The organism is Micromonospora sp. CB01531, from assembly GCF_001905095.1.
Taxonomy (GTDB): domain Bacteria; phylum Actinomycetota; class Actinomycetes; order Mycobacteriales; family Micromonosporaceae; genus Micromonospora.
Map to the genome: position 1 here is coordinate 24,013 of NZ_LWLS01000046.1, position 19,021 is coordinate 43,033.

The 19,021-nt window shown below is 72.0% G+C and carries 15 protein-coding genes; 6 read left to right on the top strand and 9 right to left on the bottom strand.

Going from position 1 to position 19,021, the window contains the following annotated elements:
- Positions 1–41 precede the first annotated feature (41 nt).
- Positions 42–959, top strand: coding sequence for a C40 family peptidase (locus A6A27_RS07515; protein WP_073833937.1), 918 nt, complete (start codon positions 42–44; stop codon positions 957–959).
- 65 nt (positions 960–1,024) lie between these two features.
- Here the strand turns inward: A6A27_RS07515 and A6A27_RS07520 are convergent, their stop codons facing one another.
- Positions 1,025–2,023, bottom strand: coding sequence for a TerC family protein (locus A6A27_RS07520; protein ID WP_073833820.1), 999 nt, complete (start codon positions 2,021–2,023; stop codon positions 1,025–1,027).
- Between the two features lie 505 nt (positions 2,024–2,528).
- Here A6A27_RS07520 and A6A27_RS07525 point away from each other — a divergent pair.
- Positions 2,529–2,843, top strand: a complete 315-nt coding sequence (locus A6A27_RS07525; protein WP_073833821.1) for an antibiotic biosynthesis monooxygenase family protein — start codon at positions 2,529–2,531, stop codon at positions 2,841–2,843.
- A gap of 125 nt (positions 2,844–2,968) precedes the next feature.
- On the opposite strand, the gene A6A27_RS07530 is transcribed toward A6A27_RS07525, so the two are convergent.
- Both A6A27_RS07530 and uvrB read right to left on the bottom strand, forming a co-directional pair.
- On the bottom strand, positions 2,969–3,883 hold the full coding sequence (locus tag A6A27_RS07530) for a DUF5753 domain-containing protein (RefSeq protein ID WP_073833822.1): 915 nt from the start codon (positions 3,881–3,883) through the stop codon (positions 2,969–2,971).
- A 118-nt stretch (positions 3,884–4,001) separates the two neighbouring features.
- Positions 4,002–6,110, bottom strand: coding sequence for an excinuclease ABC subunit UvrB (gene uvrB / locus A6A27_RS07535; protein ID WP_073833823.1), 2,109 nt, complete (start codon positions 6,108–6,110; stop codon positions 4,002–4,004).
- Between the two features lie 296 nt (positions 6,111–6,406).
- On the opposite strand from uvrB, the gene A6A27_RS07540 reads away from it, so the two are divergent.
- Positions 6,407–8,533 carry a hypothetical protein gene (locus A6A27_RS07540; RefSeq protein ID WP_158073962.1) on the top strand — a complete coding sequence of 709 codons (2,127 nt, stop codon included), beginning with the start codon at positions 6,407–6,409 and terminating at the stop codon, positions 8,531–8,533.
- 6 nt (positions 8,534–8,539) lie between these two features.
- Here the strand turns inward: A6A27_RS07540 and coaE are convergent, their stop codons facing one another.
- Both coaE and rpsA read right to left on the bottom strand, forming a co-directional pair.
- Positions 8,540–9,718: a dephospho-CoA kinase gene (coaE, locus tag A6A27_RS07545; protein ID WP_073833824.1), complete on the bottom strand. Its 1,179-nt coding sequence runs from the start codon at positions 9,716–9,718 to the stop codon at positions 8,540–8,542.
- Positions 9,719–10,014: 296 nt separating this feature from the next.
- Positions 10,015–11,502, bottom strand: a complete 1,488-nt coding sequence (gene rpsA / locus A6A27_RS07550) for a 30S ribosomal protein S1 (protein WP_073833825.1) — start codon at positions 11,500–11,502, stop codon at positions 10,015–10,017.
- Positions 11,503–11,853: 351 nt separating this feature from the next.
- Here rpsA and A6A27_RS07555 point away from each other — a divergent pair, with 351 nt between their 5' ends.
- Genes A6A27_RS07555 through A6A27_RS07565 form a run of 3 tightly spaced genes read left to right on the top strand, consistent with a single transcriptional unit; the run spans position 11,854 to position 13,333 of the window.
- Complete coding sequence (locus A6A27_RS07555; RefSeq protein WP_073833826.1) at positions 11,854–12,660, top strand: class I SAM-dependent methyltransferase; 807 nt, start codon at positions 11,854–11,856, stop codon at positions 12,658–12,660.
- A gap of 39 nt (positions 12,661–12,699) precedes the next feature.
- Positions 12,700–12,918: a DUF2945 domain-containing protein gene (locus tag A6A27_RS07560; RefSeq protein ID WP_073833827.1), complete on the top strand. Its 219-nt coding sequence runs from the start codon at positions 12,700–12,702 to the stop codon at positions 12,916–12,918.
- Positions 12,905–13,333 (top strand): DUF3140 domain-containing protein, encoded by a 429-nt coding sequence (locus tag A6A27_RS07565; protein WP_073833828.1) that lies wholly within the window; start codon positions 12,905–12,907, stop codon positions 13,331–13,333. The genes A6A27_RS07560 and A6A27_RS07565 overlap by 14 nt, the downstream gene beginning before the upstream one ends.
- A gap of 53 nt (positions 13,334–13,386) precedes the next feature.
- Here A6A27_RS07565 and polA read toward each other — a convergent pair whose 3' ends face one another.
- The 4 genes from polA to A6A27_RS07585 all read right to left on the bottom strand — a co-directional run bounded on the left by polA (position 13,387) and on the right by A6A27_RS07585 (position 18,998).
- Complete coding sequence (gene polA, locus A6A27_RS07570; RefSeq protein WP_073833829.1) at positions 13,387–16,086, bottom strand: DNA polymerase I; 2,700 nt, start codon at positions 16,084–16,086, stop codon at positions 13,387–13,389.
- Between the two features lie 134 nt (positions 16,087–16,220).
- On the bottom strand, positions 16,221–17,030 hold the full coding sequence (locus tag A6A27_RS07575; protein ID WP_073833830.1) for an amino acid ABC transporter ATP-binding protein: 810 nt from the start codon (positions 17,028–17,030) through the stop codon (positions 16,221–16,223).
- A 76-nt stretch (positions 17,031–17,106) separates the two neighbouring features.
- Positions 17,107–18,084 carry an amino acid ABC transporter permease gene (locus tag A6A27_RS07580; RefSeq protein ID WP_073833831.1) on the bottom strand — a complete coding sequence of 326 codons (978 nt, stop codon included), beginning with the start codon at positions 18,082–18,084 and terminating at the stop codon, positions 17,107–17,109.
- 2 nt (positions 18,085–18,086) lie between these two features.
- Positions 18,087–18,998, bottom strand: coding sequence for an ABC transporter substrate-binding protein (locus A6A27_RS07585; protein ID WP_073833832.1), 912 nt, complete (start codon positions 18,996–18,998; stop codon positions 18,087–18,089).
- Positions 18,999–19,021: the final 23 nt, after the last annotated feature.

The window sequence follows — 19,021 nt, forward strand, 5'->3', positions numbered from 1 at the left end:
TTCATAGGGTCGCCGGAGAGAACCGCGAGGTGGGAGTGGACGTGGAGCTGCAGCCGGGCCGCGAGGCCGTCGTCCGGGTCCCGGTCGCGACCCTATGGAGCGCCCCCGAGGCCGTCCGCCCGATCGACGGTGCCGCACTCGGCGACACGCCGGACACCGCCGCCTGGGTCGCCGGCATGGACCGCGACCAGCAGGTCGGCGAGTGCGTGCTGAGCCAGCTGCTGCTCGGCGAACGGGTGCTGGTCACCGAACTGCGCGCGGACGGTTGGGCGCAGGTCGTCGCCCTCGAACAGCCCGCCGCCAAGCTCGACCCCCGGGGCTACCCCGGCTGGCTGCCCGCCGCCCAGCTCACCGCCCCGGCAGCGACCGACGCGTCGGCGGGCCCGCTGGTGGTGGACGCCACGCTCACCGCGCTGCGCACCGCCCCGGACGGCCCAGTGGCTCTGCCCGACGTAGTCCTCGGCACCCGTCTCGCACCAGCGGGCCGGACGGTGGACGGATGGCGGCCGGTGCACGTACCCGGCCGGGTGGACCCGCTCTGGGTGCCCGAGGCCGACGTGGTCCCGCTGCCCACCGAGCGGCCGGAGGCCAAGGAGGTGCTCGCCGTGGCGGAGCGGCTGCACGACCTCGTCTACGTCTGGGGCGGGGTCTCCAGCCACGGGATCGACTGCTCCGGTCTGGTGCACCTGGCCTGGCGGCGGTACGGGGTGACGCTGCCCCGGGACGCCGACGACCAGGCCGAGGCGACCACCCCCCTGGCGCTTGGCGAGGAGCGCCCCGGCGACCTCTACTTCTTCGCCCGGCCCGGCCGCCGGATCCACCACATCGGCATCGTGAGCAGCGAGCCGCAGGGTGAGGTCCGGCGGATGCTGCATGCCTGCTACATCCAGCGCGTGGTGATCGAGCAGCGGCTTCCCGATTACCGAGAGGCCACCCTGGTCGCGGCCCACCGCGTCTGACCTCCGTACGCGAATGGGGCGCTCCCGACCGCGGGAGCGCCCCATTTCGCCGGGTGTGGGTCCGGTCAGTGTCGCGCCGCGGCCAGCTCGCGGCGCCGGTCCCGGGACGACTTGACCAGGCTGGCCGCGGTGGCGATCCCCAGGGTGCCCAGGATGACGGCCAGCGACAGCCAGATCGGGATGTGCGGGGCCCACGCCACGTGCTCGCCGTTGTTGATGAACGGCAGGTTGTTGTCGGCGAGGGCCTCCAGGACCAGCTTGACCCCGATGAAGCCAAGCACCACGGACAGGCCGTAGCTGAGGTAGATCAGCCGGTCCAGCAGCCCGCCGAGCAGGAAGTAGAGCTGCCGGAGCCCCATCAGCGCGAAGACGTTCGCGGTGAAGACCAGGTACGGCTCCTGGGTGATGCCGAAGATCGCCGGGATCGAGTCGAGCGCGAAGATCAGGTCGGTGGTGCCGATCGCGATCATCACGATCAGCATCGGGGTGAAGAGCCGCCGCCCCTTCTCGTGGGTGGTCAGCTTCGCGCCGTCGAAGTCCCGGGACAGGGGCAGCGCCTTGCGGCTCCACCGGATCAGCACGTTCTCGCTGAACTCGTCCTCGTCCGGCTCGCCCTGCCGGGCCAGGTTGATCGCCGTGTAGATCAGGAACGCGCCGAAGATGTAGAAGACCCAGGTGAACTGAGCGAGCAGGGCGGCGCCGGCGGCGATGAAGCCACCCCGCATCACCAGCGCCAGCAGGATGCCGATGAGCAGCACCTTCTGCTGGTACTGCCGGGGCACCGCGAAGCGACCCATGATGATCACGAAGACGAAGAGGTTGTCCACCGAGAGGCTGTACTCGGTGAGCCACCCGGTGTAGAACTGGCCGGCCACGCTGGGGCCGACGGCGAGCCACAGCCCCACGCCGAAGAGCAGGGCCAGCCCGACGTAGAAGCCGACCCAGATGCTCGACTCACGGACGCTGGGCTCGTGCGGGCGCCGACCGATGATGAGCAGGTCGACGAGCAGGACGGCGGTCAATGCGACGAGGGTCGCTGCCCACACCCATCCGGACACGTTCAAGATCCAACCTCCGGCAGACACACAACGTCGGCCACACCGTACGCCCCATGAGGGGCCAAGGTGCGTCGACGCTGACTCTGGTGACTGTCGGAGGTCTCTTCCGCCACCGACCGGGGGTGCCGGGTCGCTGACCAACAGAGCCGGGTCGTGCCACCGGGGGGCCGGCGCTCTTCCGTGCTGACGACTCCATTGCGGGGGAATACTCCCCTCCTCGGGCGCCATTGTTCACCATCAAGGCGGCTCGGCGCATCTCCGGGCGCCCGGATTGATGAGAGAATTAGGTCACGCCGCGAGGTGGATCTCCTCCGCCAGGGCTTCCTAAGAGGAGCTAGGTGAACCGCCCCGTGGTCGGCAGCAGGGCCGGCGATACGGCGGCATCCCGGCGATGTAACACCGCCAGGTCGGCGAGATGGAGCCGACTGTCGGGAGGCGCCCGGCCGATGGTGTGGCGGCCGGACCAGCCCCGGGGCGGACGGGTCGGCGGCCGGCGTGCGAGGCTTCGGGCATGGTTCTTGAGGTCGCGCTGATCGACGTGACACCCGGGCAAGAGGACGCCTTCGCCGCCGCCTACGCACAGGCGTACCCCCTCCTCAGCGGCACTGAGGGCTGCCGCTCGGTGCGGATGACCCGGGGCGTGGAGTCGCCGTCCCGGTTCGTGCTGCTGGTGGAGTGGGACTCGGTCGAGGCGCACGACGTCAACTTCCGGCAGAGCGAGCGGTTCCCGCAGTGGCGGGCGCTGATCGGTCCGCACTTCGCGAACCCGCCGCTGGTCGAGCACTTCGTGGACGTGCCGGCCGGACCTGTCACACCCCTCGCATAGCCTGCGGGCAACGCGCCAGCCACCGGTCCCGACGGGCATCGGGGGCGCCGGGCCCGGTGGCGGCGCGGGCTTCGCTCCAGCCAGCCGAGCCCGATTGATCAACTTCCGGCGCTGGGGCGCCGCCTTCAGTGCAGTTCGGGGACCGAGGCGTCGCGGGGCTCGCGGGGCCGCGGCACGTGCACCGGGCCGAGCCGCCGGGCCAGCAGCTCGACCGTCTCCTCCTCGGGCAGCGCCGCCGCCAGCAGCCGGTCGACCAGCCGCTCGTAGCGGGCGATGTCCGCCTCGCCGACCAGCCGCAGGTCGGTGGTGAGGGTCTCCACCAGTACCGTGCGGGGGTCGGCCGGGTCAGGGTACGCGTAGTAGGAGAAGGCAGTCAGCGGGCGGACGCCGCCTTCCGGGGCGGCGTCGCTCGGCACCACCCGGATGGTGATGTGCGGCCACTCGGCGAGGGCGATCAGGTGCCGCAACTGGTCCCGCCAGACGTCGGCCGGCGTGCCACCCGGCTCGCAGACCCGCTCGTCGACCAGCGCCGTGTAGTGCGGCGGATCCGGGCGGCGCAGCACCTCCTGGCGCACCGTCCGGCCCCGTACGTCGGACTCCACGTCCACGTCGTCGCCGAGCAGCGCCCCGGCGCTCACCCGCAGGCGGGCGTACGCCGGGGTCTGCAGCAGCCCGGGCACGAGGGCCGGCTGGTACTCCACGATGCGGGCGGCACCCGCCTCCAGTTCGGCGTACGCCCGCTGCCGCTCGCCCATCTCGCCCAGGGCCTTCGACAGACCCCGCCCGGTGGCGGCGTCCCGGGCGATGACGATCAGCTCGTTGCGCTGGTCGGCAGGCACCTGGTAGGCGTCGAGCAGGTCGAGCACATCGGCCAGGTCCGGCCGGCTCTGGCCCAGCTCGATGCGGGACAGCTTCGAGGTGGACGCCCACCCGAGCCGGACACAGACCTGCTCCAGGGTGAGCGCCTCCCGGCGACGCAGCCGGCGCAGCTCCGCGCCGAGGCGCACCCGCCGGACGACAGGACTTGCTGACAGCCGCATACCAGCCTCCCCACCGTGGGAGAGTACGCATTGCCGTCACTCACGGCAATACCTCACTCGCGCAGTGCAACCGGCCCGGAGTCCGTCCCGGGCGCACGTCCACCGCCGCCCGGCCCGCTCACTTCACGCCGGCCGCGTCCATCCCGCGCAGTTCCTTCTTGAGGTCGGCCACCTCGTCCCGGATCCGGGCCGCCAGCTCGAACTGCAACTCCCGCGCGGCGGCGAGCATCTGGTCGTTGAGCTCCTGGATGAGGTTGGCCAGGTCAGCCCGGGCCATGCCCTCCCGGGACGGGGTGGCGGCACCGCCCCGGCCGCGGCTACGGGTCTCCTTGACCGGGGCCTTGCCCCGGGACAGTTGCCGGACCGCCCCGCCGACGCGGGTGTTCTCGGTGTCCTCCGCCTCGCGGTAGATGTCGTCGAGGATGTCGTGGATCTTCTTGCGCAGCGGCTCGGGGCTGATCCCGTGCGCCTCGTTGTGCGCGATCTGCTTGGCCCGGCGCCGGTCGGTCTCCTCGATCGCGTCCGCCATCGACGGAGTGATCTTGTCGGCGTACATGTGGACCTGGCCGGACACGTTACGCGCCGCCCGGCCGATGGTCTGGATGAGCGACCGGCCGCTGCGCAGGAAGCCCTCCTTGTCGGCGTCGAGGATCGCCACCAGGGACACCTCGGGCAGGTCGAGGCCCTCCCGGAGCAGGTTGATGCCGACCAGCACGTCGTACTCGCCCTTGCGCAGCTCGCGCAGCAGCTCCACCCGGCGCAGCGTGTCGACCTCCGAGTGCAGGTAGCGCACCCGGATGCCGTTCTCCAGGAGATAGTCCGACAGGTCCTCGGCCATCTTCTTGGTCAGGGTGGTGACCAGGACCCGCTCGTCCCGCTCGGTCCGCAGCTTGATCTCGTGCATCAGGTCGTCGATCTGCCCCTTGGTGGGCTTCACCACCACCTCGGGGTCGATCAGGCCGGTAGGGCGGATCACCTGCTCGACGAACTCGCCCTGCGCCTGCTCCAACTCCCACGGGCCCGGGGTGGCGGAGAGGAACACCATCTGGCCGACCCGCTCCAGGTATTCGTCGAAGCGCAGCGGCCGGTTGTCTGCCGCGCTGGGCAGCCGGAAGCCGTGGTCGATCAGCATCCGCTTGCGGGAGGCGTCGCCCTCGTACATGCCGCCGATCTGCGGGATGGTCACGTGCGACTCGTCCACCACGGTGAGGAAGTCGTCGGGGAAGTAGTCGAGCAGGCAGTGCGGCGGGCTGCCGGGCAACCGGCCGTCGATGTGCATGGAGTAGTTCTCGATGCCGGAGCAGAAGCCGACCTGCCGCATCATCTCGATGTCGTAGGTGGTGCGCATCCGCAGCCGCTGCGCCTCCAGCAGCTTGCCCTGCCGCTCCAGCTCGGCCAGCCGCTCGCCCAGCTCGGTCTCGATGTCGCGGATCGCCCGCTCCATCCGCTCCGGCCCTGCCGCGTAGTGCGTGGCCGGAAAGATCATCAACTGGTCGACCTCGCGAACCACGTCCCCCGTGAGCGGGTTGAGGTAGTAGAGCTTCTCGATCTCGTCGCCGAACAGCTCGATCCGGACGGCCAGTTCCTCGTAGGCCGGGATGATCTCCAGCGTGTCCCCGCGGACCCGGAAGGTGCCCCGCTGGAACGCCATGTCGTTGCGGGTGTACTGGATGTCGACCAGCCGGCGCAGCAACTGGTCACGGTCCAGCTCCTGGCCGACGGCCGCCCGGACCGCGCGGTCCAGGTATTCCTCCGGGGTGCCCAGACCGTAGATCGCCGAGACGGTCGCCACCACGATGACGTCCCGGCGGGTGAGCAGCGACATGGTCGCCGAGTGGCGCAACCGCTCGACCTCCTCGTTGATCGAGGAGTCCTTCTCGATGTAGGTGTCGGTCTGCGGGATGTACGCCTCGGGCTGGTAGTAGTCGTAGTAGGAGACGAAGTATTCCACCGCGTTGTGCGGGAGCAGCTCGCTGAACTCCTTGGCGAGCTGGGCGGCGAGGGTCTTGTTGGGGGCGAGCACCAGGGTCGGCCGCTGCAGCCGCTCGACCAGCCACGCCGTGGTGGCGCTCTTGCCGGTGCCGGTCGCGCCGAGCAGCACCGTGTTACGGTCGCCACGCCGCACGCGACGCTCAAGCTCGTCGATGGCTGCCGGCTGGTCGCCGGCCGGCTGGAACTCGCTCACGACCTGGAAGCGGCCGTCGAGCCGGGGAATGTCGAGCGCCATGACCCCAACGGTACGCCCGCGGTCCGACACTTCGGGCCGACCACGGACCGTCCGTGATTGGCTTCGATATTCCCATTGTGTGCCCCAGCACACCCGACTACCCTCGTACCGTAGGCCGCTCGCGGCGGCCGACCGGGCCCGGTGGCCGCCCGTCAAGGGCGCGGCCGCCCCCGGCACAGGGTCGCAGCACCCGGGACGACCGGCGTGCGCACCCAGGTGGTCGCGCTGGAGGCGCTGACCGGCCGCCGCGAGCGCCCCTGCTCGTCACCCGATCCCGACAGCCGCGTTGTCCACTCGTGGAGACCTCCCCCGGCCGCCGGTCCCGGCCCGCTCCGTCGCCCGACGCCAGCCCGCCCCCCGCCGACGACACCCGCCGCCACCCGCCCGCCGACGGTCCCGAGAAGCCGACCACCGACGGCGCCGACGAACCGACCCCCGGCACCCGGACCGCGCGCGCCGCCGACCAGCCCGGAACCGGCACTCCTCCCCCGCAGTCGACCGGCCAGCCCCACCTCGACCCGCGACGCCCGCACGCAGCCGACCGGCAGGGCGTCGGCGCACCGCTCGCCCGCACCGCCGACCAGCCCGGTGCCGACCCGCCCGGTGCCGACCCGCCGGTGCCCCGCGCGATCGACCAGCCCGGCGCCGGCACAACGCCCCCACGCACCGCCGGCCGGCCCGGCACCGACCCGCCGCCACCGGGCACCGCAGGCAGGGCCCCACGCCGCACCACTCCCACCCCCGGCACCCGCGGCGAGCCAGCCAGCACCGGCCCGGACGGGGGACCGGCGCCGACCGCCGTGCCACGCGAACCGGGCCGCCGCCACCGTCGCGCCCGCTTGGCGGCCGGTGACCGGCTCCTGGCCCTCCCGCTCCGCCGTCGGCGGGCCGACCCGGCAGCCGCCACGGGTCCGCTGCCGCCGGGCAAGGAGGCCGGACCACCGCCCGACACCGATACGGACGGTACCGACGACCCGCCGGAGCGGTCGGCCCGGCGCCGAGCGGTGCTGGTCGCGCTCGGCGTCACCGCGGCGGCCTCGGCGGCGGCGCTGGTCGCCGGGCTGCTGAGCTGGTCGCCCGAGCCGGCCGACCCGGCCCGGCCGCTCACCGCGCCGGAGGCCGAGCTGCTGGCGGCGATGCGGGTCACCAACCAGCGCGACGTCCGTGCCGGCGTGCGGGGCTCGGTCGGGACGGGCAACGCGCGCACCGAGTTCGTCGGCTGGGTCGACTGGGCCCGGCCGCTGGTCTACCTGGACGTCGGCGGACCGGGTGCCGGCACCGAACGCGGGCTGGTCCAGGCCAACCGGTCGGCGCTGGTGGTCCGGCCCGATCCCGATCCGGCTGCGGCGCCCAGCCCCGCCCCGCCCCCGTTGGTGCCCCCGGCCGACCGCTGGCGGCTGCGGGAGCCGCCCGCCGGGCGTGCCGTGGCCGCCGTCCGGGACCTGCTCCTCGGGCTGAGCGCGAACCGGACCGACCCCATCTCCACGGAGGCCCGCTGGCTGGGCCAGGACACCGTCGAGGGCAGCCCGGTCGACATCCTCCAGGCATCCCTGCCGACGGCCCCGACCCCGACCCCGACCACCGCCGTACCGACCGCCGCTGGCGCGAGCAGCGGCGCCGGAGGAGACGCCCGCGGGCCGGCGACCGGCGACGGGCCGAGCTGGCGGCCGCGTCTCTGGCTGGACCGTGACGCGCGGTTGCACCGGCTGGAGGGGCGGCTGCCGGACGACACCCCGATCACCGTCGAGTTGGCCCGTAGCGACCGCCCCACGCTCCGCCCGGTGGACGCGCTCGGCGGCCGACCGGGCCTGCCCCGCGCGCTCGCCGACGGCGAGAATGACCGCCTGGTCCGGCTGCCCGACCGGCTGCGGGCGAGCGGAGGCGCCACGCTGACCCTGACCGCCCCGCTCGGCCCGACCGCCAACCTGCGGGCCGCCGGCTGGCTGAGCTGGGCGCAGTCCGCCGCGTACCTGGCGCTGGTCGAAGTCGACACCCCGGGACGCCGGACCCTCCTGCGGTGGCGGTCCGGGCAGGTGGCCCGGGCGGAGGTCCCGGGCGGCGGCGCGGCGACGGAGCTCCCGGCCGCGCCGCCGCTACCGCCGCCGACCGGGGTGACCTGGCCGGCCGACCAGCCGCCCGAGGACGACCTGGACCGGCTGCTGGACGCGGCGCTGCGGGCCGGCAGCGGCCCCGGGCCGGCGGGGACGACGGTCCGGGTCCGGGACGACCGGGTGGCCGACCGCGCGGTGGACGTCATCGAGGTGCGATCCGGCGCGACCGCGCTGCGCTGGTGGATCGACCGGAGCGGTCTGCCGCGCCGGTTGGAGCTGCGGACCGGGCGGGGCGTCTGGGCCCAGCTCGACCTCACCCCCAGCAGGGTGCCGGCGCTGCCCGTGGCCGCGCCCGGACCGACCGCACGCTGAGCCCGGTCAGGGCCGCCAGCCGGTCTGCGCGGCCCACGCCTCGGCCCGCAGGTGCTCCTCGTCGAACCAGGGGTCCTTCAACGTCCCGTACGTGGCGCTGTCCGGGGCCGACGCGGCCAACTCCCGCTTCAGCTGGAGGTAGGCGGCCCGCTGGCCCGGGTCGGCGCGCAGGTGGTCCCGCATCAGCAGCGCGTACCGCCAGCCGGGCGAGCCGGCCACCCGCAGGTGCAGGTAGACCGGGCGGCCCGGGTCGGCGCTGCCGTGCAGCCGCTTCTCCCACCGGGCACTGCCCGGTGGGCGGGGGTTGTCCCACCAGTCGCCGGGCAGCCGGGGGAACCCGGCGTCGGCGAGCCGCTCGGCGAGCGGCCCGTCCGCCTCCGCCAGCGACGAGACGGTGAGCTGGATGTCGATGACGTCCTTGGCGGCCAGCCCGGGCACCGCGGTGGAGCCGATGTGGTCCACGCGAATGTCGGCCCCGGCCGCGCGCCGGATCCGGGCGGCCAGTCGGGCGTACTGCTGGGGCCAGGCCGGGTCCGGTCCGGTGAGCACCACCTGGTCCGGCCGGACCGCGTGGCGTTCGCGGACGTTGCGCTCGTAGGGCACCAGCCGCTCATGCCAGAGCGCGTCCACCGCCGCGTGCAGCTCGTCCAACGGGCCGTCGTTGGTCAGCACCACGTCGGCCGCCGCCTGCCGGCGGGCGTCGTCGGCCTGCGCGGCGATCCGCCGCTCGGCCTCCGCGCGGTCCATGCCCCGGTCGTGCGTCAGCCGCGCCAGCCGGGTGGCCACCGCCGTCTGCACCACGACCACCAGGTGGTACGTCGGCGCGAGCCCCACCTCCACCAGCAGCGGTACGTCGTTGACCACGACCGCGTCCGGAGGCGCGGCGGCGGCCAGTTCGGCGGTACGCGCGCGTACCCGGGGATGGGTGATCGCCTCCAGCCGGCGGCGGGCCGCCGCGTCGGCGAAGACGACGGCGCCCAGGGCCGCCCGGTCGAGCGCGCCCTGCGCGTCGAGCACCCGGTCGGAGAAGGTGGCGACGACCTCGGCCAGTCCCTCGGTGCCCGGGGCGACCACGTCGCGGGCGACCTGATCGGCGTCGATGATCACCGCGCCGAGGACGGCCAGCCGGCTGGCCACCGCGCTCTTGCCGGACCCGATACCACCGGTCAACCCCACCATCAGCACCCGCCCAGTCAACCCGATCACTGGGCCGGTGCCAAACCGGCCGCCAACCTCGACGGGCCGCGCGGGGATGCGGGATGGCGGGGGGTCCGGTCGGCGGAAAGGCAACACCACACCGAGTCGATCAAGCCCACCCGGCGGGGCCGGCCGACGACGGGGTCGGGCAGAGACACGCGAGGGCCCCGCCCCCGGCGGCCTGGTGAGACCGGATCGCGGGGACGGGGCCCGTCGTCGTCAGCGACGACTCCAGATCGACATGGCGTCAGACGCGCCGACCTGGAGGTGTCGTCGCAGGAGGGTCACTTGCCGCCGGCGAGCTTCTCCCGCAGCGCGGCGAGCGCCTCGTCGGTGGCCAGGGTGCCGGCCGGCTCCTCGGCCTGACGGCTCGGGGCCGTGGTCGAGGTGGTGGTGCCGCCGGCCGCAGCCGGAGCCGGGTTGGCGGCAGCCTCGGCGTCGGCGGCCCGGGAGGTCTGCACCTGCTTGGTGTGGGCCTCCCAGCGCTGGCGCGCCTCGGCGTACTGGTTCTCCCAGGTCTCGCGCTGCTTGTCGTAGCCCTCGAGCCACTCGCCCGTCTCCGGGTCGAAGCCCTCCGGGTAGATGTAGTTGCCCTGCTCGTCGTAGGTCGCGGCCATGCCGTAGAGGGTCGGGTCGAAGTGCTCCTCGCCCTCGACGAAGCCCTCGTTGGCCTGCTTGAGCGACAGCGAGATCCGGCGACGCTCCAGGTCGATGTCGATGACCTTGACCATGACCTCGGAGCCGACCTGGACGACCTGCTCCGGGATCTCCACGTGGCGCTCGGCCAGCTCGGAGATGTGGACCAGGCCCTCGATGCCGTCGTCCACCCGGACGAACGCGCCGAACGGCACCAGCTTGGTGACCTTACCCGGCACGATCTGCTGGATCGCGTGGGTACGGGCGAACTGACGCCACGGGTCCTCCTGGGTCGCCTTCAGCGACAGCGAGACCCGCTCGCGGTCCAGGTCGACGTCCAGGACCTCGACCTCGACCTCCTGGCCGACCTCGACGACCTCGGACGGGTGGTCGATGTGCTTCCAGGACAGCTCGGAGACGTGCACCAGACCGTCCACGCCGCCCAGGTCGACGAACGCGCCGAAGTTGACGATCGAGGAGACGACGCCCTTGCGGACCTGGCCCTTCTGCAGCTTGTTGAGGAACTCGGTGCGCACCTCGGACTGCGTCTGCTCCAGCCAGGCCCGGCGGGACAGAACCACGTTGTTGCGGTTCTTGTCCAGCTCGATGATCTTGGCCTCGAGCTCACGGCCGACGTACGGCTGCAGGTCGCGCACCCGCCGCATCTCGACGAGCGAGGCGGGCAGGAAGCCGCGCAGACCGATGTCGAGGATGAGACCACCCTTGACGACCTCGATGACCGAGCCGCGGACGACGCCGTCCTCGTCCTTGATCTTCTCGATCGTGCCCCAGGCCCGCTCGTACTGCGCCCGCTTCTTCGAGAGGATCAGACGCCCCTCCTTGTCCTCCTTCTGGAGAACAAGGGCCTCGATGTGGTCGCCGACCGAAACCACCTCGGCCGGGTCCACGTCGTGCTTGATCGACAACTCGCGCGAGGGAATGACGCCCTCGGTCTTGTAGCCGATGTCGAGCAGGACCTCGTCCCGATCGACCTTGACGACGGTGCCTTCGACAATGTCGCCGTCGTTGAAGTACTTGATGGTCTCGTCGATCGCGGCGAGGAAAGCCTCCTCGGAACCGAGATCGTCGTGAGTGACCTTGTTGGCGCTCGAGGGGGCCTCGATGCTGCTCGTCATGTGGGCGGTTGCTCCGGTCGGATGGGTTGTCACAGCAGGCGTGGCGTCGCGGTGACTCGTCCGCGCCAGCGGATCCGTCACCGGGCACACCTAACGATCACCGTAAGAAGATCATTAGTGGCTCCGGTGACCGCACACCTGCTCCCTGCCGAGGCACACGATCCGCGAGCGCATCCTCTAGCCTACCCGCTGCATTACCACAGCGTGCAAGCCCTCCCTGGTCCTGACGACCTCGTCAGCTGCGAAAGCGGAGATTTCGCGCGGTAAGGTCCAGTAGCTGTCTCATCCGTCACATCAGCCCCACCCGACCCATGACGGCGGCCCCCGCGGGTTGAGGCTAGCGTGACTCGGATGAACGAGGACAGGGTGACCCGGCGCCGGGTGGGCGCCGCGGAGGTTCGCCGGGCCAACCGCGGCTGGTGGGACGCCGACGCCGACGAGTACCAGGCCGAGCACGGCGCGTTCCTCGGCGACGTGGACTTCGTCTGGTGCCCCGAGGGGCTGCGCGAGGCCGACGCCCGGCTGCTCGGCGAGGTGGCCGGGCGGCGGATCCTCGAACTCGGCTGCGGGGCGGCCGCCGCCGCCCGCTGGCTGGCCACCCAGGGGGCCCGGCCGGTCGCCCTGGACCTCTCCGCGGGCATGTTGCGGCACGCCACGCAGGCCGCCGCGCGCACCGGGGTACGCGTACCGCTGGTGCAGGCCGACGCGCTCGCCCTGCCGTTCGCCGACGCCGCCTTCGACACGGTCTGCACGGCGTTCGGCGCGATCCCGTTCGTGGCCGACTCGGCGGCGGTGATGCGGGAGGTGTCCCGGGTGCTGCGACCCGGCGGTCGCTGGGTCTTCTCGGTCACCCACCCGATGCGGTGGATCTTCCTCGACGACCCCGGTCCGGGCGGACTGGCCGCCGTGCATTCCTACTTCGACCGCTCCCCGTACGTCGAGCAGGACGAGCACGGGGTGGCCACGTACGTCGAGCAGCACCGCACCCTCGGCGACCGGATCCGGGAGCTGGTCGGCGCCGGGTTCCGCCTGCTGGACCTGGTGGAGCCGGAGTGGCCGGAGGGGCACGAGGGGATCTGGGGGCAGTGGAGTCCGCTGCGCGGCCGGCTCTTCCCCGGCACCGCGATCTTCGTCGCGGAGAAGCCGACCGACGGGTAGCCGTCGTTTCCGCCCGGCGGCCCCGGGTACCCGGAGGGCATGGCCGAGAAGGAGTTCCGCGAAGGCGACCACGTCTCCTGGGCCGCCCACAGCGGCCGAGCGTACGGCGTGGTGAAAGAGAAGCTGGTCGACCGGACGCACGTCCGCGGGCACCCCGTGAACGCCTCGCCGGAGGACCCGCAGTACCGGATCCGCAACGACCACTCGGGCCGGGATGTCGCGCACCGACCGGAGGCGCTCCGCCGTGAGTCGAAGTGAGGATGGGCGGGACACCTATCGGGAGTTCACCGAGGCGGTGAACATGAAGCCCGGCGAGCTCCAGAAGTGGCTGGAGACGGACCAGTCGAAGCATGTCGGCTGGCGGAAGAAGAGCAGCGGCGGTGAGTCGGTCGGCCACGAGTCCGGCCGGAAGATCGTCGAGCTGCTGCGCCGCAGGCGCGACGAGCTCTCCGAGAGCGACTACCGGCACATGCGCAAGGTGGTCGGATACGTCCGGCGGCACATGGCGCAGCGACCGAGCGGCGACGTCCGCGCGACCCGGTGGCGGTACTCCCTGATGAACTGGGGTCACGACCCGGTCAAGGCCCCGCTGCCCCCGCCGGGCGGTCCGTCCCGAAAGGCCCTGCAGCGGCACGGCGCCCCGCCGAAGGCGCGCCGCGGGCCGGGCCGCTGACCCGCGGACCACCCCTACCCCGCCCCTGGGTCCCCGGGCGGGGCGGGCGACGGTCAGTGGTCGGCGCTGTTCCAGTCGCGGCCCTCGCCGACGGAGACCTCCAGCGGCACCGAGAGCGGGTACGCCTCGCCCATCTCCTTGCGGACCAGGGCCTCCAGGGTGGCCCGCTCGCCGGAGGCGACCTCGAAGACCAGCTCGTCGTGCACCTGGAGCAGCATCCTGGAGCGCAGCCCGGCCTCGCGCAGCGCGGTGTCGACGTGCAGCATGGCGACCTTGATGATGTCGGCCGCCGAGCCCTGGATCGGGGCGTTGAGCGCCATCCGCTCGGCCATCTCCCGGCGCTGCCGGTTGTCGCTGACCAGGTCGGGCAGGTAGCGGCGGCGCCCCAGGATGGTGGAGGTGTAGCCGTCCTGCCGGGCCCGGGCCACCACCTCTTGGAGGTAGTCGCGAACCCCGCCGAAGCCGGCGAAGTAGTTCTCCATCAGCCCGCGCGCCTCCTCGGCGGTGATCCCGAGCTGCTGGGAGAGGCCGAACGCGCTCAGCCCGTACGCCAGGCCGTAGTTCATCGCCTTGATCTTGCGCCGCTGGTCGGCGGTGACCTGGTCCACCGGGACGCCGAAGACCGAGGAGGCGGTGGCCGCGTGGAAGTCGTGCCCGGAGTTGAACGCCTCGATCAGCGCGTCGTCCGACGACAGGTGCGCCATGATCCGCATCTCGATCTGGCTGTAGTCGGCGGTGAGCAGGCACTCGTAGCCCTGACCGACGACGAAGGCCCGCCGGATCCGCCGCCCCTCCTCCGTGCGGATCGGAATGTTCTGCAGGTTGGGCTCGGTCGAGGAGAGCCGCCCGGTGGCCGCCACGGTCTGGTTGAACGTGGTGTGGATCCGGCCGTCGTCGGAGACGGACTTGAGCAGCCCGTCGACGGTCGACTTGAGCTTGGCGACGTCCCGGTGGCGCAGCAGGTGCGCCAGCACCGGGTGCGGCTGCTGGGCGTAGAGCCACTGGAGGGCGTCCGCGTCGGTGGTGTAACCGGTCTTGATCTTCTTGGTCTTGGGCAGGCCCAGCTCGCCGAAGAGGATCTCCTGGAGCTGCTTGGGCGAGCCAAGGTTGAACTCCCGCCCGATCTCCGCGTACGCGCCCTGCGCGGCGGCCTTCACCTCGGCGGCGAAGTGTGCCTCCAGCTCGGACAGGTATTCGGTGTCGGCGGCGATGCCGGTGCGCTCCATGGTGGCGAGCACCCGCATGAGCGGCAGCTCCACGCCGGCCATCAGCCGGGCCGACTGCTCGCCGTCGCGGGACAGCTCGGCGTCGATCGCGTCAGCCAGGTCGAGGGTGGCCCGGGCCTGGAGCATGAGGTTCTGCTCGGCCTCGCCGTCGTTCCCCAGCCCTTCCAGGGTGAGCTGGCCGGTCTCCGGCGCGTCGACCCGCAGCTCCCGGTGCAGGTAACGCAGCGCCAGGTCGGTCAGGTCGTAGGAGCGCTGGTCGGGGCGGGCCAGGTAGGCGGCGATCTGGGTATCGCGGGAGATGCCCCCCAGGTCCCAGCCGTGCGCGGCGAAGGCGAGCACGGCCGGCTTGCTGTCGTGCAGCACCTTGGGGCGGGCGGCGTCGGCCAGCCAGCTCGCGAGGGCCGTCTCGTCGGCCGGGTCGAGCGTGGCCGGGTCGAACCACGCGGCGGCGCCGCCGTTGGTGGCCAGGGCCATCCCGGTCACCGACGCGGTGTGCCGCCGGTTCGGTCCGGTGTCGAGCTTGACCGCGAGGCCCACCGGGCTGCCGGCCAGGGCGTGCGTCTCCAGCCAGCCGGCGAGGGCGCCCGGCTCGGTGAGCAGCTGCCCGGCCAGCTCGAAGCCCGCCTCGGCCTCCGGCTCGACGGCCTCCAGGTACTGGTACAGCCGGTCGCGCAGGATGCGGAACTGGAGGGTGTCGAAGACCTGGTGCACGGCCTCCCGGTCCCAGCCCTGCCAGCGGGCGTCCTCCGGGCGCACCGGCAGCTCCAGGTCGGCGACCAGGCAGTTGATCTCGTAGTTGCGGATCACGTCGGCGAGCCGCTCGCGCAGGCTGTCGCCGGCCTTGCCCTTGATCTCGTCGGCCCGGGCCACCACGCCGTCGACCCCACCGTACGTGTTGATCCACTTGGCGGCGGTCTTCGGGCCGACGCCCGGGATGCCGGGCAGGTTGTCGCTGCTCTCGCCGACCAGGGCGGCCAGGTCACGGTAGCGGTCCGGGCCGACGCCGTACTTCGCCTCGACCGCGGCCGGGTCCATCCGGGCCAGGTCGGAGACGCCCTTGCGCGGGTAGAGCACGGTGATCTGGTCGCCGACCAGCTGGAACGCGTCCCGGTCGCCAGTGGTGATCAGCACCTCCATGCCCTGGTCCCGGGCCTGGCAGGCGAGGGTGGCGATGACGTCGTCCGCCTCGTACCCCTCCTTCTCCACCACCGGGATACGCAGCGCGGCCAGCACCTCCTTGACCAGGCTGACCTGCCCCTTGAAGTCGGTCGGGGTCTCGCTGCGGCCGGCCTTGTACTCGGCGTATTTCTCCGTGCGGAAGGAACGGCGGGAGACGTCGAAGGCGACCACGATGTGGGTGGGCTGCTCGTCGCGGAGCACGTTGATCAGCATCGAGGTGAAGCCGTAGACGGCGTTGGTCGGCTGCCCCGTGGTGGTGGAGAAGTTCTCCACCGGCAGGGCGAAGAAGGCCCGGTATGCCAGGGAGTGTCCGTCGACGAGGAGCAGGCGCGGCGTCGTAGCTGTCACGGCAGCGACTCTAGTCCGTACCGCCGACAAGCCCGACCCGCGGCGCGGCCCGAACGGCCGCGATCCGCCGGGCATCGGCGGCGATGTCCGATCTGTCGGGTCCGGTGCGGCACGTGCCGCACCGGACCCGACGATCAGAGGACCTTGGCCAGGAACGCCTTCGTCCGTTCGTGCTTCGGGGCGGCGATCACCTCGCGCGGGTTGCCCTGCTCGACCACCACGCCGCCGTCCATGAATACCAGCGAGTCGCCGACCTCCCGGGCGAAGCCGATCTCGTGGGTCACCACGATCATCGTCATGCCGTCGCGGGCCAGGTCCTTCATCACGTCCAGGACCTCACCGACCAGCTCCGGGTCCAGCGCGCTGGTCGGCTCGTCGAAGAGCATCAGCTTCGGCTGCATGGCGAGCGCCCGGGCGATCGCCACCCGCTGCTGCTGCCCGCCGGAGAGCTGACCCGGGTACGCCCCGAGCTTGTCCCCCAGCCCGACCCGGTCCAGCAGCTGCGCCGCCCGGTCCCGGGCCTCCGCCTTCTTGGCCCGGCGCAGCAGCACCGGCGCCTCGACGACGTTCTGCAGCACGGTCATGTGCGGGAACAGGTTGAACCGCTGGAACACCATGCCGACGGCTCGGCGCTGCGCGGCCACCTCCTTGTCCCGCAGCTCGTGCAGCTTCCCGCCGCGCTCCCGGTAGCCGATCAGGTCGCCGTCCACCCAGATGCGGCCGGCGTTGATCTTCTCCAGGTGGTTGATGCAGCGCAGGAAGGTCGACTTGCCGGAGCCGGAGGGCCCGAGCAGGCAGCACACCTCCCCGGCGCGGACCTCCAGGTCGATGCCCTTGAGCACTTCGAGGGGCCCGAACGACTTGTGCACCTGCTCGGCCCGGACCATCGGGCCCGACTCCGCTGTAGGCACCCCGGCCTGGGCGGAAACGATCAGCTCGCTCATACCGGCACTCCGCTACGCTCCGTGCCGCCATGAGACACCGCGGCACTGCGTCGATGATTCGCTCGCTGGCGCTCGCTCATGCGCCCCCTGCCCCTCCGCTGCTACGGCCCCAGACGCCGAAGCCCTGCAGCCGGTTGCGCGCGTCGGCGGTCCGGCCGAAGCCGCGCCCGTAGTGCCGCTCCAGGTAGTACTGCCCGACGAGCAGCACGCTGGTCAGCACCAGGTACCACAGGCACGCCGCGACGTACATCGGGAAGACCTGGAACGTCCGGTTGCCGACCGCCTTGAGCTGGAAGTACAACTCGGTGCTGACCGGCACGAAGGCCACCAGCGAGGTGTCCTTGAGCATCGCGATGGTCTCGTTGCCGGTCGGCGGGATGATCACCCGCATGGCCTGCGGCAGCACGATCCGGCGCAGGATCTGAGTGCGGCTCAGCCCGAGCGCCTGCGCCGCCTCGGTCTGCCCCTCGTCCACCGACTGGATGCCGGCCCGGACGATCTCCGCCATGTAGGCGGCCTCGGAGAGGCCGAGCGCCAGCATGCCGGCGACGAAGCCGGTGAGGATGTCCACCGCGGTGAAGCCGAACAGGCGCGCCTCGAAGTCCTGGATCCCGAACAGGGCACCGATCTGCCGGTCGAAGGGCAGGCCGAACTCCACCCGGGACCAGAGGATGCCCAGGTTGCCGAAGAGGATGGCCAGCACCAGCCGGGGCACCGCCCGGAAGAACCAGGTATAGACCCAGGAGACGCCGCGCAGGATCGGGTTCGCCGACAGCCGCATGATGGCCACGACGATGCCCAGGCCGATGCCGATCAGCATGGCCAGGATGGTCAGCGCGATGGTGCCCTTGAGCCCGTCGATGATCGGCGGCCGGAACATGTTGTCGACCATGAACGACCAGTTGAACGCCTTGTTCGTCACCAGCAGGTGGACGAACATGGCGACCAGCACCCCGATCACCAGGACGGCGACCCAGCGGCCGGGATGCCGCACGGGCACGGCCTGGATGGGTTCCGGCCGTGCCCGTTCGGGTGTTTCCGTCTCGACCGACATGGTCAGCTGGCGGGGTTCAGTTCGGAGCTGGTGACGGCGCCGCCCTCGACGCCCCACTTCTCCAGCGCGGTCTTGTAGCTGCCGTCGGTGATGACCGCCTGGACGGCCTCCTTGAGCACCTCGGCGAAGGCCTGCTGGTCCTTCTTCACCGCGTAGCCGTACGGGGCCGACTCGTAGATGTCACCGAGCAGCTCCAGCTGGCCGTTGCTCTGCTTCACCGCGTACGCGCCCACCGGCGAGTCGGCCAGCATGGCCTCGTCCTTGCCGCTGACCACGGCCGCCGTAGCGTCGCTCTGCGCCTGGTACTGGTCGACCGTAATGGCCGGCTTGCCGGCGTCGGTGCACTTCTTCGACCGGGCGGTGATGTCGTCGACCTGCACGGTGCCGGTCTGCACGGCGATCTTCTTGCCGCAGGCGTTGTCCGGGTCGACGCCGCCCGGGTTGCCCTTCTTGGTCGCCCACTGGGTGCCGGCGGAGAAGTAGCTGACCATGTTGACACTCTTCAGGCGCTCGGCGTTGATGGTGAACGACGAGACGCCGACCTCGTACTTGCCGGAGTCGACACCGGGCAGGATCGAGTCGAACGGCGCGGACTCGTACTCGGCCTTGAGGCCGAGCTTCTGGGCGACCGCGTTGAACAGCTCCACGTCGAAGCCGATGACGGTCTTGCCGTCGTTGTCGAGGAACTCCGCCGGGGCGTACGTGGAGTCGGTACCCACCTTGATCACACCGTCCGCCTTGATCGCGTCCGGCACCTTGGCGGCGAGAGCGGAGTCCGCCGCCGCGGTCACCGAGGGGCCGGCGCCCGGCTCACCGGAATTCTCCTTCTCACCGCACGCGGCCAACGAAAGCAGCAGCACGGCCGCGCCGGCGGCCCCGACCGCCGCCCGCCGAGCACCAGAGGGGTTGAACATGCTTGTACTCCTTCTGTGGGGGT